Source organism: Novipirellula methanifontis (genome assembly GCF_052161655.1).
GTDB lineage: Bacteria > Planctomycetota > Planctomycetia > Pirellulales > Pirellulaceae > Novipirellula.
On the sequence record NZ_CP197418.1, the window covers coordinates 2431846 to 2448338 of the forward strand.

The window sequence follows — 16493 nt, forward strand, 5'->3', positions numbered from 1 at the left end:
GTTTGGGTGGAGTTAAGTGACGTTCAGATTGAGTGCCTGTTTGTGGACAACGCGGCTCAACAAAGGGGACACCGGGTGTTTGTGTACCAAGAGCGTCGTAGTGCCTAATAATAACGTGCTATTCTCAAATCTTGACTGCCAAAACCGCAGTAGTCCTAGTGCAATGAAATCAAAGTTTCTTATCATCTAGCGATCTTTGAAAGACGATTCTGTAATCGTTGGTGGTAGCGGGGCCAATCTATTCCCAGGTGGGAACAGTCTAGCCCGAGTCAGTATGACGAACTCTTTAGAGCTCGGCTTTTCGTGAAGACGTAGATTCCGTCCTCATCTTGGCTGTTGCATTAAGGGATTGTGAATAATGCGAAAAACCTTCTGCTCCCCCCCCGAGAACGCAAGCTAGACTTAATTTGGCACCCGGAGTACCCAAGCGAAGTTCTTCTCCGGTGAATCTGTGAATTCAAGCGAATCCGAAGCAAGTTGAACGGACGATCCCCCTCTGATCTAGCATCCCTGTGGTCCTGTAGAACTGAGTTGAATTGAATCAAATATGAGCAGTCCATTTAGCTCGATTAACTGGGCAGACATATTCCGAATGGAAGTCGGGATAGGGGTGACGATCGTCACGAAAGACGGGCATGTTGCATATAGCAATGATGCGGCACGGACGCTGTTTGGCGTAACGCCGTCGGAAACTGAGGGCTACCGTCACCTGAGCGTTTTGTTCCATCCCGAGTTCGTGCGTGAACGTTTGGCTTGGATCGAACAGGTGATTGAAGAGGGAAAACCTCTACGTGCGCGGCACATCTACGACGGGAAGCAAATGGTTTCCACGTTTTATCCCATTAGCGATGGCGGCGAATTAGTAAGAAGCATGGAGGTTGGCGGCGGCGACACCGCGAACGTCCAACAAGACGAAGATGCAGCAGAGCAAGTGGATGCAGCAAAGCCGAGTGATGATTCTGGCGGAGGAAGTTACGCTTTAATCCTGTCGCGACGTGATGCCGTCGATTCGGATGCAAACATTGAAACGGTGACTAGCCAGTACGTGGATCTGGGCTGTTTGTCCGCGCTTAGCAATCGCGAACTCGAGATTTTCATTCTCTTGGGACACGGAAAAAGTGTCCCAGAGGTTGCCAAGATGCTGCATCGGAGTCCCCGTACCGTCGAGCGTCACAAGACGGAGATTGGCCGCAAACTTGGCTATTCAACGCTAGCTGATATCGCGAGGGCCGTCGGACATCTTGGGCTGACGTGTGACCATTTGCAACTAGAACGCTTTCAAGCGCTCGTCAAAAACATGAAGCAAGAGTAAGCAACGTCTTCAATAACCTTCGATCACTTGGTGGTCGTTTCGATGCGTCAGTCGCCCAAGGATATCGGTCGAGATGTCGACGTTCAGCACATGGACGCTTCCGTCGGCATAGACAAAGTTGCATCCAGCGACATGGTAACTGCCAAAATTGGTTTGAAAACGGTCGGTAGGAAAGCGTGCGAGCGGATAACCGGGACCGCCACATCGAGAGAAGTTTGCGGGATGGTCGCCGTTATAAATGGCACCGTCTTCGGAGGCGATGCCCTGCCGCGATGGTCGCACATGTTTCTCACCTACAATAATCGTATGGCTAGTCCCATCGGTCAAACTGGCAAAACTGGTTCGGCTTTTCCACGTGACTAGCTTTGCATTGGGCGGCGCAAAATTGCCGTCAGGAATCGTTTCGGGATCAGTCTCGCCGTCACCCATGATGAACGCACCGTTGGAGTAGATCCAATTCCAAACACCCGAGGGACCATGGCCTGCCGAGCAAGCGTAGTCGCTAACGATCCCTGGAACGTGGCCGCTCGTTTCGTAGGGAGACAAAATATCGTCTCCCTGCGTGCTGTGAATGTTGGCGTCGCGACGCGAAGGGCAAAAATAGGGAGCGATCGCGGTCAGTCTCGCAGTATCGCTCTGGTAGTAATACTTCAGTGAATCGTCCCATTCGTCCGAAAGGGCTGCCTGTTCCAGATGCGGCAGCAGCAGGAACGCCCAACTAGTGTAATGATCGTAATTACGACTCGGTGGCAACTCGTCACGTTGGGCATGAAAGTTCTGCACCGCTAAACCAATCTGCTTCAGATGATTAAGGCACTGGGTTTGGCGGGCTGATTCTCGTGATGCTTGAACTGCGGGAAGTAGCAGACCCACCAATACGCCAATAGTGCCCAAAACGACAAGAAGCTCGACGAGGGTAAATCCCTGGCAAGGTTTCTGTTCAGCGAATGCTTTGTGCAAAGTCTGGGCTGAATTTCTGTAATTCTGAGCTTTACCAGCCATCAATTGGGTACCCCCCGATATTCCGTTGCGTTCTTAATGAACGAGCCGATTGGCCCGCTGCACACGCGATTGTGTCCACGGTGCTTTGGCCCCGGATATAAGTCATCTTATCACCCTTGCCATGTTAAGTACTCCAGCAAGCATGGAACTTTTCAGTGTGATCGTCTTCGTTAGTATCGTTCGGAGGAACTCCGAGAAATATGGTCGCCTTTTTTGTCAAAACTGAGCAGGCATCTGCAGGCCCATTCACAGGGGTCGAGCTCCGCGAGGCGGCTTTGTCGGGAATCATCGGACCGAATTCGATGGTGGGCGATACCGAGACGGGGCCTTGGCATCCAGCATTGGCGATTGGGCTGTTTTCCGAGAAGCGAATCGCACTTCCGCATCCCGACGGTACCGTGGTCCCTAGTTATCACGTACGAGGAATGCTCGGATCGGCTCAGGGTCCGTTCAAGTTGCGGGAATTAATTGGTTTTGCAGCAAGAGGCATGTTGCCACCCGATGCCGAAATCCAAAGTAACGTGACGCAAACATGGATTCGTGTGGATCGGATTCATGTCCTGAAGGCCTGCTTAACGGGCGAACTTGTTTTGCTCGGATCCGAAGGCACGGTTCATCGGCGAACCGATGCGGGGACGCCTCGGTTTGTGGGAAACCGCGCGTCGACGTCGTCTCTATGCAGTGCTGCGGTTGCGCCAGCAACCGTTGCTAAATCGATCTCGCCTGGTTCCGCTGAAGGTATGGGATATGCCGAGCGAGATTTTCGATCGGATAATCGTGACACGCAGTGTGCTGAATCCGAAGTCGAAACACCTGCCCGCGCTGACTCGCAAACGACAGCTGCTCGCGACGACCGAGAGACAGAAACCGCTCGATATCCATTTTTATTTCGACTCTTAACGCTCGCCAGTGCGGTGCTGGCCCGAGTCGGTTTACTGGCGCGGTCACGCTTGGCAATTGGGGCGATTGTTGTGTTGACTGCGGTCGGGGCTGCCAGCATGGTGATGTCGGGATATCGAGCGGCGGCAATGCCGCGTGAACGAGTCATTGGGGATTGGGTTCAGGTGGGTTCCGAGAATGGTGAAACGCATTCGCTCGCAATTTCATTTCGCCCTGATGCAACCTGCGTGATCTTTGATACGCATGGCGACTCGTGGACAGGCGATTTTTCTTGGACCGAACGGGTCGAAGATTCGCATGGCTTCTCGAGCATCGATGGAATCGAAGCGATCTACGACACGATTGCTGCAGATCACCTCCACGCACCCGTCAAGCCAACCGATGGACACATTCGTCTGCAGGGAATGATGTCCGAACCGCCGACGATTGCGGGGCACTCCATTCGTGACTGTTTTTTGCGACGAGATGGCGAGTCACTGCTGCTGGGATATCTGACGTCGGTTCATTGGTCTGTGGATCAAAAGACGATGCAAGCCGGCTGGATTCGCTTGCAGCCTTTCGCGTCTCCTGAAAAGAGGAGCGTCGCTGAAAATTTGAAGTCGATTCCCGCCGAAACGCGCCCCTCCGACATCGCACGCGCATCGGAGCCTGACTTTCCCATTTCCGAGGCAATCGTTTCGATCGAAAAAGTAGCTCCCGGCCCCCGTGACCGTCGGTTTGCCTCGGATCGCGGACGCCTGACGTATTCAAACCTTGTGGATGCGGAGTATCTGCTACGAACCTTTGGGATCCCCGATGCCGCGCGTCCACTCTTTCCGTTCGAAGCGCCTCGACTGCGATCAGGTCCATCGTTTGAAGCAAGCCATTTGATTCGATACGGTACATTCAAGTTTTTGCTGAACAGCGAAGGACAGCTGCAATACATTTCGAAGATGAAATAACCCGGTCGGCAACAACGCCCCATCATCGAACGGTGCTACTTTTTTGACAGCATTTCGTAATCGAAATTGAGCTTGCCAGAGGAGCCCTTTACCCGATAAAAGCGGGACTCATCTTGGCATACTGCGTGTTCATCCCTCCAACTTCCCACCGTCGTCGTATTCGATGCGTTCATTTCCTTTACGAGCGATCTACCGGTTCGTTTGTGGACTAGTATGCATGGTCGTCTGTGCTGGGATATTGGGCTGCGGGACCACGAAGGAGCAGCTAGCAACTCAACAGTTGGTGCTCAGTAAAGCGGTCGATCGAAGTATTGCGGGGATCGACTTTCGCCCGATGTCGGGGCGAACGGTGTATCTCGACACAAGTTATTTGAAAACGTCGAAGGATATTGGCTTTGTAAATGCGGATTACGTGACCAGTTCACTGCGCCAGCAAATCGTTGCGGCCGGCTGCCTGTTGCAAGACACCAGTAACGACGCGGACATTATCATCGAGGCGAGAATCGGAACGCTCGGTGCTGACGACCATCGAGTGACCTTCGGTGTACCGGAAAATAACGGCTTGTCTTCGGCCGCTTCGCTGCTTCCCAATGCCCCCAGTTTGCCGTCGATACCCGAAATCGCCTTGGGACGTCGCGATTCACGCGAAGGAGCTGCAAAAATCGCCGCGTTCGCTTACGAGCGTGAATCTCGCAAAGCGATTTGGCAATCCGGGATCCGCGAATCGAGTGCCACCGCTCGAGACACCTACGTGTTGGGCATCGGGCCGTTTCAAAGTGGCTCAATTCGCGAGCGAACGAAACTGGCGGGCAGCAAATACTTGAAATTTGGCGGGACGGTCCATCAGGATTCTCCGCACGAAAAATTTGCGCGTCCTCCGGTTAATTTCACGGCCGAGACGCGATTTCAAGATGGATGGCCTGTCTTTGATAGCGAAGGCACGTTCATCGATTTTATCGAGGGGCCTGTCGACGAAACTTCCGAAGAACCCACGGCGATTGCGGCCCAACCGCCCGAAGCTACCGATGGCGAAGAGCCTGAGACTGAGGTTCGCTAGGGATCAAAGCTTCGGTTGCCCGACGCCCGACGCAAAGCGGTGCCTGTCTCCTCGGCATTGCTGGTGCTTTCGGCTTACAATCCTGCGAACCATGAGCAATGTTTATCAACTTATCGATTTCGGTGACGGGCTGAAGCTCGAATCACTTGGCGGTTATCTGGTTTCTCGTCCGTCGCCGGCTGCCGAAGGAATTCGTCAAAAACATCCTCAGCGTTGGCGTGAGGCGGATGCTGTCTACGATCTAAGCCAGCGGCGGTGGACTCACCGCTCTGCTTGGCCCGAATCGCTGACGCTCGATTGCGGCAATTTCAACATGCCGGTTCGCCCCACTCCGTTTGGTCATATTGGATTGTTTCCCGAGCAAGCCAAGAATTGGCAGTGGCTGTCCGCCAAGCATCAGCAGGACGAACCGCTAGCTCTAAACCTGTTTGCCTACACCGGGGCGAGCACGATGGCACTAACACAAGCTGGATTCTCAGTCGTGCACGTCGATGCAGCCAAGCCCAATGTTGCGGCCGCAAGAGTGGCGGCAGAGACGAATCAGTTAGGTGAAGCACCGATCCGATACCTAGTCGACGACGCTGCGAAGTTTGCAGCCAGAGAGGTCCGACGCCAACGGCGATACCACACGATCGTGATGGATCCGCCCGCTTATGGGCATTCACCCAAAGGGAAAACGTGGCGGTTAGAGCGTGATCTGTGGCCGTTGGTGGATGACTGCCTCGAATTGATCGACCCGATGAATTTCAGGATGCTGATCACAGGGCATTCACCGCAAGTCGACGCGAGCGATGTGCTCGAATATTTGCTGCGATCCGAGGTAACTAAGGTCGCCAAACAAAACGATCGGCTCCGCTTTAAAACGGGCCGATCGGCAATTCAAGATCAATCCGAACGCAACCTCGACGCGGGGTTTTATGTTCGCGTCGAAAGTGGTGATTAACCGTGACGTAATTTAGCAGCGAAATGATTTAGCCTTTGCGGGCGATCGCATCGACAACAGCCTGGCCCATGTCGGCCGGTGTGGGCGCGACAACAATGCCTGCGTCTTCCATGGCTGCGACCTTTTCTTCGGCCGTTCCCTTGCCGCCACTGATGATCGCGCCGGCGTGTCCCATTCGCTTTCCGGGAGGGGCGGTACGACCAGCAATGAACGCAGCCACAGGCTTGGTAACGTTTGCCTTGGCAAATGCCGCTGCTTCTTCTTCGGCCGATCCACCGATTTCACCGATCATCAAGATCGCTTCGGTTTGATCGTCTTCTTGATACAGCTTTAGCAAGTCGATAAAGCTTGTACCGACGATCGGGTCGCCACCGAGTCCAACGCAGGTGCTTTGCCCAAGACCGAGGTTGCTGGTTTGCCAAACCGCTTCGTAGGTCAGGGTTCCACTGCGGCTCATCACACCGACCTTGCCTGGGTTATGGATATAACCGGGCATGATGCCGATCTTGCAAGAACCAGGCGTGATCAGACCGGGGCAGTTGGGGCCGATCAAGATCGAGTTGCTCGCTCGCACTTTTTCGTAGACGCGAACCATGTCGATGACAGGAACGCCTTCGGTGATCGCGGCAATGATTCCGATGCCCGCGTCGACTGCTTCGAGGATCGCGTCGGCGGTGAAAGGCGGCGGCACGAAGATCATCGTTGCGTTCGCACCGGTTTTCTCAACAGCCTCTTCGACTGTATCAAAAACGGGAATGCCTTCGACGTTTTGGCCGCCTTTGCCTGGGGTGACTCCGCCGACCATGTTGGTGCCGTAGTCACGGCAACCGAGACTATGGAACGTGCCGGCGTTACCCGTGATGCCTTGGCAGATGACTTTTGTGTTTCCGTCAACCAGAATGCTCATGACCGAATGACTATTGTAAAGAACGTGTAGGAATGGAATGTTGAACCGACTTCAATTTGGTCCTCCGCTGCTAAAGCAGCGGATTTGACGCGGTTTTGCCTTACTGCTCTGAATCGAGCAAAGGAATCTGCGGCGTTAGCCTGCGGCGGCAGCCACAATTTTCTTGGCCGCGTCCGTGATGTCGGTCGCGTTGATGACATTGACGTCGCTTTCGGCAAGCATCTTGCGGCCTTCTTCGACCTCGGTGCCTTCGAGCCGGACGACCAACGGAACGGTAAAACCAACCGTCTTGCTCGCTTCGATCAACGCCGCTGCGATCGTGGTACAGCGTGCGATCCCGCCAAAGATGTTGACCAGCACGCCCTTGCAGTTGGGGTCCGACAACAAAATCCGGAAAGCTTCGGTCACTTGTTGAGCGTTCGCTCCACCACCGACGTCCAGGAAGTTTGCGGGTTTGCCACCGTGGTATTTGATGATGTCCATCGTCGACATCGCCAAACCGGCCCCGTTGACGAGGCAACCGATGTTGCCTTCCAGCTTGACGTAGCTGAGTCCCGCATCGCTAGCACGAACTTCGCTTGGCTCTTCTTCGGACAAGTCGCGGAATTCAAGCAGATCCTTGTGGCGGAACAACGCGTTATCGTCGAAGGTGATCTTCGCATCTAACGCAATCATTTCGCCACTACCGGTGATCACCAACGGGTTGATCTCCGCCATCGCACAATCGTAATCGACAAAGAAGCGGCAAATTGCGGGCATGAATTTGAACGCAGCCTTGGCCGCGGCACCTTCAATTCCGAGCTTTTTACAAAGCTTGCGGACTTGGAATGCTTCCAGTCCGACAGCGGGATCAAAGTGCTCTTTGAAGATCAGTTCAGGAGTTTCTTCGGCGACTTTTTCGATCTCAACACCACCTTCGGTGCTGACCATCAACACAGGCCGAGACGCTTCGCGGTCGACCACGATGCCGAGGTACAGTTCGCGAGCAATATCGCAACCCGCTTCGACAAAGACTTGGTTGACGACTTTGCCTTCTTCGCCGGTCTGGATCGTGACCAACGTTTTTCCGAGCAAACCGTTGGCAGCCGCACGAGCTTCGTCAGCACTTTTGACGAGCACGACGCCGCGTTGCTCTGGGTTATCGATAATGGTTCCCTTACCGCGTCCGCCCGCATGGATCTGGGCTTTGACGACAGCAATCGAACCGCCGAGTTTGTCAAATGCGGCAGCCGCTTCGTCAGCGGTCTTAGCGACATGTCCTTCTAAAACCGGCACACCAGCTTTGCGGAACAGTTGCTTGCCTTGATATTCGTGAATCTTCATCGACTTTAAGGGGGCTTTCGCGCTCGCGCACAAGGGAAACGTTTCCGAGAAGCTAAAAATATACGTTTCCAACGCGTGGTGAGGAACCATAGCGCCAACATTGTCAGGCCCAGAAGCCGCAAAAGTCTTTTGACAATCCTCTTCGCTCGCCCTCGTTCGCTGAATTGCCAGCCAAATAACCAGCCAAATTCTTAACGAAAATTTCGATCACGAACTTAACAACACCCCAGAAGTGTCATGCCATCAACGCAGAAATCGCCTCGGCTTTGACTAATTCACGAGGTTGATTCAGGTGGTTGTAGACGATCGTATCCGGCGCGATCCCGAAGCTGTGGTATATCGTCGCTAACAACTCCGCAGGATGCACCGGGTTTTCCAGCGGCGCCGAAGCGGTCTTGTCGCTCTTGCCATGGATATACCCACGTTTGGTTCCCGCACCAGCCACCACAGCGGTGTAGCAATACGGCCAATGGTCGCGGCCATCGTCGCTGTTGTTGTTTCCGCTGGTGCTGACGCCGCGTTGAGGGCTGCGACCAAATTCGCCTACCGCCACCACCAAGGTATCTTCAAGCAATCCGCGGGTGTCCATGTCCGTGATCAGAGTCGACAATGCCGAGTCGAGCATCGGGGCCGATTGATCTTTCATCCGTTTGCTGAGCCCGGTGTGATGATCCCACGAGTGATTGTCGCTGTTGGCAACCTTGGGCCAAATGACTTCGACCACGCGAGTTCCGGCTTCTACGAGTCGCCGGGCAAGTAAACAACTTTGACCAAACGTGTTGCGTCCATAAGCGTCGCGGATCTCGTTGGATTCCGCGGACAAATTAAACGCATCACGTGCACGCCCCGAAACGATCAACGACAACGCTTGATCGTAGTATTGATCAAGCTCAAACGACTCGACCGCCTCGTTGATTTGAGGCATCTGGGCGTTCAACAGATCACGAAGCCTTGCACGGCGCTGCAGTCGGACGCTGAACACCTCGGGGCGCAACTGCAGATCATCGATCTTGATGCGACTCATCTTTTCCATGTCCATGTCGTCGCCATCAGGATAAAGCGTATACGGATCAAACGCTTTGCCGAGGAAACCAGCGGTGCCACCTTTGCCGACGACGTTGGATTCTTGTAGCGGACGCGGCAGCATGACAAACGGAAGCATCGGCTCATCGAGCGGACGCATTTTGACGATGTTGCTGCCGAAATTCGGAAAGTCCTTGGGCGATGGCGGTTCAAGTTGCCCCGACGGGCTGACCTTGTCCGTCGTGTAGCCGGTCATCATCTGATAGATCGCTGCGGTATGGTTGAACAAACCATTGGGCGTGTACGACATCGACCGAATCATCGTGAAGCGGTCGTTCACCTGGCTGAGCTGCGGCAGGTTTTCGGTGAATTTCACCCCTGGGATTTTGGTGCTGATCGGCTTGAAAACACTTTTGGCGTTATCCGGCAAATTCTCTTTAGGGTCCCACAAATCCAATTGACTCGGCCCGCCCTGCAAATACAGCAGGATGATACTTTTAGCCTTACCCCATCCCGGACCACCGACATGTTTTTCCGAGGCCGCGGCACTTTGCATTTTCAGCAGCGACGGCAACGACAAACCAAGCATGCCACAACCACCCACTCGCAGAAACGTGCGACGTGATGGCGAGAGATGCGGATCGCAAAGATCCTTTGCTTTGAAACCTTTGAATGACAACATCGTTCGTTCTCTCTCTTGGTTAATTCAGTGATTGAACAGAAACGCAGGGCTATTGATTAACGCCCACGCCAAATCTTCGGCCGCCGTCAAACGGACGTTGCCGAGTTGTTTTGTGCTTTCGGCAAAGTCTTTGCGAAGCTGGACAAGTGCGGGATCGTCCGCCGTAGCAACCGAAAGATTCTTTTTGCGTTGTTCCAACTGCACCAGCATCGGGTCCGGCGGAACAGGTTTTCGAGCTTCGGCCAATGCCGCACGCAAATCGGCAATGCCTTTGTCCGTGGCTGTACCGTAGTCGACGATCAGCTTGGTGACCGCTTCGCTGCGTTGCTCCGCTGGTGTCGATAGCGCTGCGGCGATCGATTCGCTTTGGCTGAGCGGGATGTCGCCTTCGGCCGTGGTCGCCGAAATACGAAACAGCCCCAAACGGTGATTTGCTGCGTTGTGGAATTGATGCAGATCAAACGTCAACGTGCAACCGCTGGGATTCGCGATTGGAGTCTTCAATTGGAACGTGGCCCAGTGCACCACGCCTAGCGAAGGCGATACGGCCCAGCCGCCTTGGTCATTTGTCTTTCCATCGAACGTGGTGCTAATGTCAAAGCCGCCCTGCGTGAAATCAGCTTGTGCCTTGGCGATTTCGACTTTCTCAGGCTTTTGATCTTTGCCGTTGTTTTGGACTTGGATCACCAATTCGGTGACCACAAAATTGCCGTTGTCGGGCAACCCAGGACCACCGGCGGGCATATCCGCAGCGGGTAACGCTTCGAGCCGGAACCCCGTGATCTGCTTCAGCGTCGTGGGCATCTTGATCGTATAGATGCCTTTGTCAGCGTTGCCCGATGCTCGGATCGAACGATCTGGCTGCGGCGTCAACACCGCCTTGTTCGATGCCGACAACTCGGTCGCCGACAATGGATGCCATTCCACATTGGACGCGTCGGCAAATCGTTTTTCGGTAGTCGTGATCAAATTCGCTTGTGCTTCGCTAAGCGTCTTTTCAGCGGCAGCGACTCGTGTCGCTCGCTCTTCCTCGAGCCGCGTTCGTTCGGGCTTGATTGCCTCGGTTCGCTCGGCAATCTGCGAGACAACCTCGGCAAGCTTCGTTTCGCGAACGGCTTCTAATTCGGCCCGTCGAATCTTCCAATCGGCTTCGGATTGCGCAACCTGTTTTTGCAGAGCGTCATGATCGACTTGGACTTCGCCAATGATGCTCTTGAATGCCGTGACTTCGGGTTTGGTGGGCCGACGTCCGATCGCTCGCAAGAAAACCTCTTCGGCGAGCATTTCGTCTTCCGGGCACACTTTGACGATGTTAGCGAGTTCGTTTTTCGGATCCGAAATCGCGGAACCGACCGTGGGACCACTTATCAACGCCATCACCGGTCCGAGCTGCAGATCGGAGGATCGTTCACACTCGCAGGCGCTTTCCCGCGCCGGTCGGCCCAGGTTCTGCAAGAAACCATCGGCAAGTTTCACTCCCGAATCGGGCAGCGCGGCGGCTCGTGTTCCTTTGGCCACACCGGGAATCGAACTGATCGCTCCGGTAACCTGATGTACCGCATCGTAAATCACTTCGGCGGGCAATCGCCGCGGCATTGCATGCGAGTAATTCAGATGGTCGTCTTCGTTTAGCGGGTTCGACTCGATGCTCAATTGATAGGTTCGACTATTGCAAATCAAACGATGCATCGTCCGCGTATCAAACCCTGATTCGACAAAACGATCCGTCAAGAAGTTTAGCAGTTCGGGATTGGTCGGCGGGTTGCCGGCGCGAATATCGTCGATCGGCTCGATCAAACCAACGCCAAGCAAATAGCCCCACAAGCGGTTGACATAACTGCGGGCAAAGTACGGATTGTCGGCATCGGTCATCCAGCGAGCAAGCTGCTCGCGACGCGAGGCACTGTCGCTTGTTTCATGTTCGACGACGAAGGGAAATTTCGGCGGGACGGTATCCCCGGTTCTGCCGTGCTTGATCTCACCGCTTGTTTTGTCTGCCACGATTTCAAACAGCGGCTTGGCGCCTTCGACTGCCGATCCACCAATTTTGCGATCTCCGGAGGCAGGGTCATTTTTCAGATCGACCTGAGCAAAGTAGGCCGACATCTCGAAATACTGGTCTTGGGTCCAACGTTCAAACGGATGGTCGTGGCACTTGTTGCAGTTAAAGCGGATTCCCAAGAACAAATGCGTGGTGTTCTCCATCGTGTCTTCGGGCGTTCGCAGCACTTTGAAATACGACGCCGGAGGATTTTCGTTGTTCGATCCGCTAGCGGTTAACACCTCGCGAACAAATTGGTCATAGGGGCGGTTTTCTGTCACCGCCGCGCGAATCCATTCTTGGAATTTCGTGCTACCTTCAACTCCTAGAAACTTCCGATTGACTTGCAACAGGTCGCACCACTTATTGGTCCAGTAGGCGATGTAGGCCTCGCTACCGATCAATTCATCAATGACCTTGGCACGTTTTTCACGCGAGTCTGTCGAGTCGGCCAAGAACGATTTGACTTGATCGCTGCTGGGCAACAGTCCGGTCAAATCGAGATAGACACGGCGCAGGAACGTGGCGTCATCACAAACGGGGCTCGGTACCACTTTGACCCGCTGCCACTTTTTTGCGACCAATTCATCGATCGGATTATAAACTTCCTGTGCCGGATCTTCGTAACCGGATCGATCGCCCATCACGGTTAACGTCGTCGCAGCGTAGGCACCTTCGAAACGAGCCAGAATGGGAGCCTCGCCACGGCGAATCGCCGTCAGCAAGCCTTTGGCGTCGGCAGTGGCAACCTCGGAGTTCCCGCTTTCGATAAACGCTTCGCTGGTCACGTCCCGCGAAGTGCCGTTGCGATAGGTCGCAACCACTCGCACTTGTTGACGCGACTTGATCGCTTGGACCGTAGGATTGGTCGGGGAAATTTCGATCGATGCGACGCGGGGCGACTGTAAATCCACGTGGCTCCCATCGGCAATCCAGCGTCGCAGGATCGCATGATTGGGGTCTCCGTCGACCATCAGCACGCCACCTTGATGCGGCGTCAACCCAAGCGGCTTTCTCAGCATCAACGAATCGTCCGGCGAAGCGGGGTTGATGCGTCGAGCCGCCAAATCGTCTTTGAGTGCTCGCAAGTCGAACACGGGATCGTAACCGCGAAGCGACAGCCGGAAACCATTTTTGCCCTTCTGGGCTCCGTGACATGTTCCTTGGTTGCATCCAAGTCGGCTGAGCACGGAATTCACGTCGTGAATGTAGTCAACCGCGCCGGGAGCTTTGTCGTCACCGTGTGGCGTTACATCGACAGAAACCGTGGTCGTTAGCTCGCCAAAGCGAACCATTAGCTCGCCATGACCTTCGGCAATCGGTCGCATCAAACCACGCTGGTTGATTGCGATCAGCGAGGGAACTTGGACTTCGCAGAAACGGGTCACGTCCACAGTCGAGTCATCCGCAAGCGTCGCCATCACCACAAGTTGGCTATAGGCATAAGGCGAATCCAATCGGATCGTCTCGGGATAGACCGTCAATCCGCGAGCCGATTTCACATCCACGACCGGTTCTTCCGTCAACGATTCTGCGGACACGGCCTGCGTCTGCATCCACGCGTTGGCGTCGAAAGCGATGTGTTTGGTGTGCTTTTCGGTTTCGATCGCAACAATCGGAAACTCAGCTGCAAGCTTTCCCTCCGCATCGATTCGCCGCAGCACCGCGTCGTTACCGGAAATCACGAGTCCGTTGTCGCTGGAGAAACGAATCGCGTAGACCGCCGCGGTGTCGCTACTCCATTTTGCGATCTCCGTGGTTTCCTTGGATTGATAGTCCGCCAGCATTTCTTTTTCTTTAGCCGAGCGTTGGGGGCCTCGTTTGGCCATGATTTTTTTGACTTCGTCAGACAAGGTGCCGATAAAGTCATACTTCCAAACTCGCACCTCGCTGCGACCATCGAGCGTCGACGCGGCGGCCAAGCGTGAGCCATCGGGGCTAATGGCGACACTGAATATTCGGCCTGACATCTCCGGCAGATTACGGATCAAGTTGGCATCGTCGCCAATCTTGCGCGCGGTTTCGCGGAACACCCGATAAACCTTGGCGACACCGTCCGCACCACCAATCAAAATTTCGTTTCGTTCGGGATGGATCGCGACGCTATTGAGTCCACCGGAAAGGGCCCCCGGAGTAATCGAGGTGATGTTGTCAACAAATCGCTCGGTGGCAACTTCGGTCAACTTGCACGACATGTCGCGAGCGACCGAAATCAAATGAGTCCCATCGGGTGTAAAGACGGTGTCACGAACCCAATCGTCATGTGCCCCTTGAAACAGCACCTGTTCGCCCGACGAGGTGTCGATCGCACGAATGACGTTGTCGGTCGCACCAAAGGCAAGCTTACTTCCGTCGGGTGACCAGCTTGCGCCGCTCAGAGTGTCATGCGTAAACGGTAACGACATTGTCAATTTATTCGACGCGACGTCCCAGATCTGCACTTCGCCTTGAACCCCCGGAGTTCCACCGGTCGCGGCGATCCGTTTCCCATCGGGCGAAAAGCGGACCGCATTGATTCGCGGACTCATTCCGATCAATCGCGAAATGGTTTCTCCGTTCTCGCTATTTAACAGAATGATTTCATGAAACCCCGCGACGGCGATTTGCTGCCCATCAGGGGAAACATCGAGCGACGGCAATGTGGGTGGCCCGACGTAAACGGGCGGATGTTCTTGGTTGAAAATCGGTCCCGTCGCCGATGGCGAATCATCCGTTGCCCCATCAGAGATCCATTGCCGAATTTTTTCGATCTCGCTGGCGTGCAGTGGCTTGGCCGGCGATTTTGGCATCTCGGAGTGCCCATCCACCGGCGTGATTTGATCGACCAGATAACTCTCGTCCGGTTTGCCGGGCACAATCGCTGCGGATTCACTCTCGCCGCCTGCGACCAACGACGCAAAGTCGGTCATTTTATATTCGCCGAGTTGCTTCGCGCCCTGATGGCATCCAAAGCACTTGTTGCGAAAAATCGGCTCGATGTCGCGAGCGTAACTCAGCGGCACCTTGGGATCGGAGGATTCCCTCGCGATTAAATCGAAGGAGATGAGTGTAACGACAGCGAAGAGGATCGTTCGAAAGGCCATGGCATTACTCGCGCTTACAGAGTTCGTTTGCTCGACGTCCTCTGAAGCGATGCCAACAGCGATTTTACTTCGTGCTTGTGCGTGGGCATCAAACGAGAAGCAACGAGGGCGATTGGTTTTCAGAGAACAGCGAGTCTGATAACGCCAATCCAGTATCAGCACGCTACTGGCTGATACGAGTAGCCCAAGCAAGGGCGGGCGGGAGCGGACGAGACTTCTCCTAGCGAGACTTCCCAGACCACTAATCCACTATATCGGGGGCTTCGTCCTCGTCAACACTTTTGACGCTGTGTAAACTCTGATTGTTCGAGAATGCCAAAGTCAGATCGGATCTTGCTGTTTTGGTACTCGAATCCTTCGAAGACACCCCAGGAACCCACCCCCCCGATCTTTGAGAAACCTCATGAAACGTAGCGTTTTTAAATTATCAACACTGTTCGCTGCACTGAGCGGTATTGGATTGTCCGTCGCATTTTCGACCTCGTCGCTTCCGGCCGAAGAGTACCTCAATGGGATCAAATGGCAGGAACCGCCCAAGGTGACTCCGGGCGAAACCAATGCCGACGCTCCGTCGGATGCTGTGATCTTGTTTGACGGCGCAGATTTGTCCGAATGGAAAAACGGCGACAAATGGAACGTCAAGGACGGTATCGCGAGTACCGGCAAAGGGGTGATCACCACGAAGCGAGAGTTTGGTGATTGCCAGCTTCACATCGAGTGGTCTGCACCGACACCCGCCAAAGGCAGCGGACAAGGTCGAGGCAACAGTGGCGTATTCATGATGGGACGCTACGAGATCCAAGTGTTGGATTCGTACGACAACGAAACCTATTTTGATGGACAAGCCGGAGCAATTTACAAACAAACGCCACCAGCCGCCAACGCGACTCGTCCGCCAGGCGAATGGAATGCCTATGACATTTTCTGGACCGCACCCCGTTTCGGCGATGACGACCAATTGGTTTCGCCTGCCTACGTTACCGTGGTCCACAACGGAGTACTGATTCTGAATCACTTCGAACTAAAAGGGGACACTCCCTTCAACCGTCCGCCCGAGTACAAGGCACACAAACCGGTCGGACCGATCTCGCTGCAAGATCACGGCAATCCGGTACGGTTCCGCAACATTTGGGTTCGCGAATTTAAGCCAGCCACGGGCGAACAAGAGCGCAAGCCGTTCCTTCGAGACGGTGATAAAGAAACGCCGATTGAGTAATCCAGTGCATCTCTCGTGGTGAGCGAGATGACTCCATAATCCGTTTGCGGCGTCTTCCGCGTC

The 16493-nt window shown here is 54.5% G+C and carries 10 protein-coding genes; 5 read left to right on the forward strand and 5 right to left on the reverse strand.

The features are described 5' to 3' along the window. Positions 1-547 precede the first annotated feature (547 nt). Entirely contained in the window at positions 548-1312 is a 765-nt protein-coding gene (locus tag SH528x_RS08540) for a LuxR C-terminal-related transcriptional regulator (protein WP_442510102.1), read from the forward strand. Between the two features lie 9 nt (positions 1313-1321). On the opposite strand, the gene SH528x_RS08545 is transcribed toward SH528x_RS08540, so the two are convergent. After that, positions 1322-2314: a DUF1559 family PulG-like putative transporter gene (locus SH528x_RS08545; RefSeq protein WP_442510103.1), complete on the reverse strand. Its 993-nt coding sequence runs from the start codon at positions 2312-2314 to the stop codon at positions 1322-1324. A gap of 200 nt (positions 2315-2514) precedes the next feature. Between SH528x_RS08545 and SH528x_RS08550 the strand changes: the two genes are divergently transcribed. From SH528x_RS08550 to SH528x_RS08560, 3 genes are all read left to right on the forward strand, one after another. After that, a complete protein-coding gene (locus tag SH528x_RS08550) occupies positions 2515-4155 on the forward strand; it encodes a hypothetical protein (RefSeq protein ID WP_442510104.1) in 1641 nt (546 codons plus the stop codon). 217 nt (positions 4156-4372) lie between these two features. After that, positions 4373-5212, forward strand: a complete 840-nt coding sequence (locus SH528x_RS08555) for a DUF6655 family protein (RefSeq protein WP_442510105.1) — start codon at positions 4373-4375, stop codon at positions 5210-5212. 91 nt (positions 5213-5303) lie between these two features. Further along, on the forward strand, positions 5304-6155 hold the full coding sequence (locus SH528x_RS08560; protein ID WP_442510106.1) for a class I SAM-dependent methyltransferase: 852 nt from the start codon (positions 5304-5306) through the stop codon (positions 6153-6155). A gap of 28 nt (positions 6156-6183) precedes the next feature. Here the strand turns inward: SH528x_RS08560 and sucD are convergent, their stop codons facing one another. The 4 genes from sucD to SH528x_RS08580 all read right to left on the reverse strand — a co-directional run bounded on the left by sucD (position 6184) and on the right by SH528x_RS08580 (position 15214). Next, complete coding sequence (gene sucD / locus SH528x_RS08565; protein WP_442510107.1) at positions 6184-7062, reverse strand: succinate--CoA ligase subunit alpha; 879 nt, start codon at positions 7060-7062, stop codon at positions 6184-6186. 135 nt (positions 7063-7197) lie between these two features. After that, positions 7198-8385: an ADP-forming succinate--CoA ligase subunit beta gene (gene sucC, locus SH528x_RS08570; RefSeq protein WP_442510108.1), complete on the reverse strand. Its 1188-nt coding sequence runs from the start codon at positions 8383-8385 to the stop codon at positions 7198-7200. Positions 8386-8620: 235 nt separating this feature from the next. Further along, positions 8621-10090 (reverse strand): DUF1501 domain-containing protein, encoded by a 1470-nt coding sequence (locus SH528x_RS08575; RefSeq protein WP_442510109.1) that lies wholly within the window; start codon positions 10088-10090, stop codon positions 8621-8623. A 24-nt stretch (positions 10091-10114) separates the two neighbouring features. Next, positions 10115-15214 (reverse strand): DUF1549 domain-containing protein, encoded by a 5100-nt coding sequence (locus tag SH528x_RS08580; protein WP_442510110.1) that lies wholly within the window; start codon positions 15212-15214, stop codon positions 10115-10117. 403 nt (positions 15215-15617) lie between these two features. Here SH528x_RS08580 and SH528x_RS08585 point away from each other — a divergent pair, with 403 nt between their 5' ends. Next, on the forward strand, positions 15618-16430 hold the full coding sequence (locus SH528x_RS08585) for a 3-keto-disaccharide hydrolase (RefSeq protein ID WP_442510111.1): 813 nt from the start codon (positions 15618-15620) through the stop codon (positions 16428-16430). Positions 16431-16493: the final 63 nt, after the last annotated feature.

Coding starts and splice junctions, on each gene's coding strand:
- sucD (WP_442510107.1), bottom strand. CDS start 7,062: ATGAGCATTCTGGTTGACGGAAACACAAAAGTCATCTGCCAAGGCATC.
- SH528x_RS08560 (WP_442510106.1), top strand. CDS start 5,304: ATGAGCAATGTTTATCAACTTATCGATTTCGGTGACGGGCTGAAGCTC.
- SH528x_RS08540 (WP_442510102.1), top strand. CDS start 548: ATGAGCAGTCCATTTAGCTCGATTAACTGGGCAGACATATTCCGAATG.
- SH528x_RS08545 (WP_442510103.1), bottom strand. CDS start 2,314: ATGGCTGGTAAAGCTCAGAATTACAGAAATTCAGCCCAGACTTTGCAC.
- sucC (WP_442510108.1), bottom strand. CDS start 8,385: ATGAAGATTCACGAATATCAAGGCAAGCAACTGTTCCGCAAAGCTGGT.
- SH528x_RS08575 (WP_442510109.1), bottom strand. CDS start 10,090: ATGTTGTCATTCAAAGGTTTCAAAGCAAAGGATCTTTGCGATCCGCAT.
- SH528x_RS08555 (WP_442510105.1), top strand. CDS start 4,373: ATGGTCGTCTGTGCTGGGATATTGGGCTGCGGGACCACGAAGGAGCAG.
- SH528x_RS08580 (WP_442510110.1), bottom strand. CDS start 15,214: ATGGCCTTTCGAACGATCCTCTTCGCTGTCGTTACACTCATCTCCTTC.
- SH528x_RS08585 (WP_442510111.1), top strand. CDS start 15,618: ATGAAACGTAGCGTTTTTAAATTATCAACACTGTTCGCTGCACTGAGC.
- SH528x_RS08550 (WP_442510104.1), top strand. CDS start 2,515: ATGGTCGCCTTTTTTGTCAAAACTGAGCAGGCATCTGCAGGCCCATTC.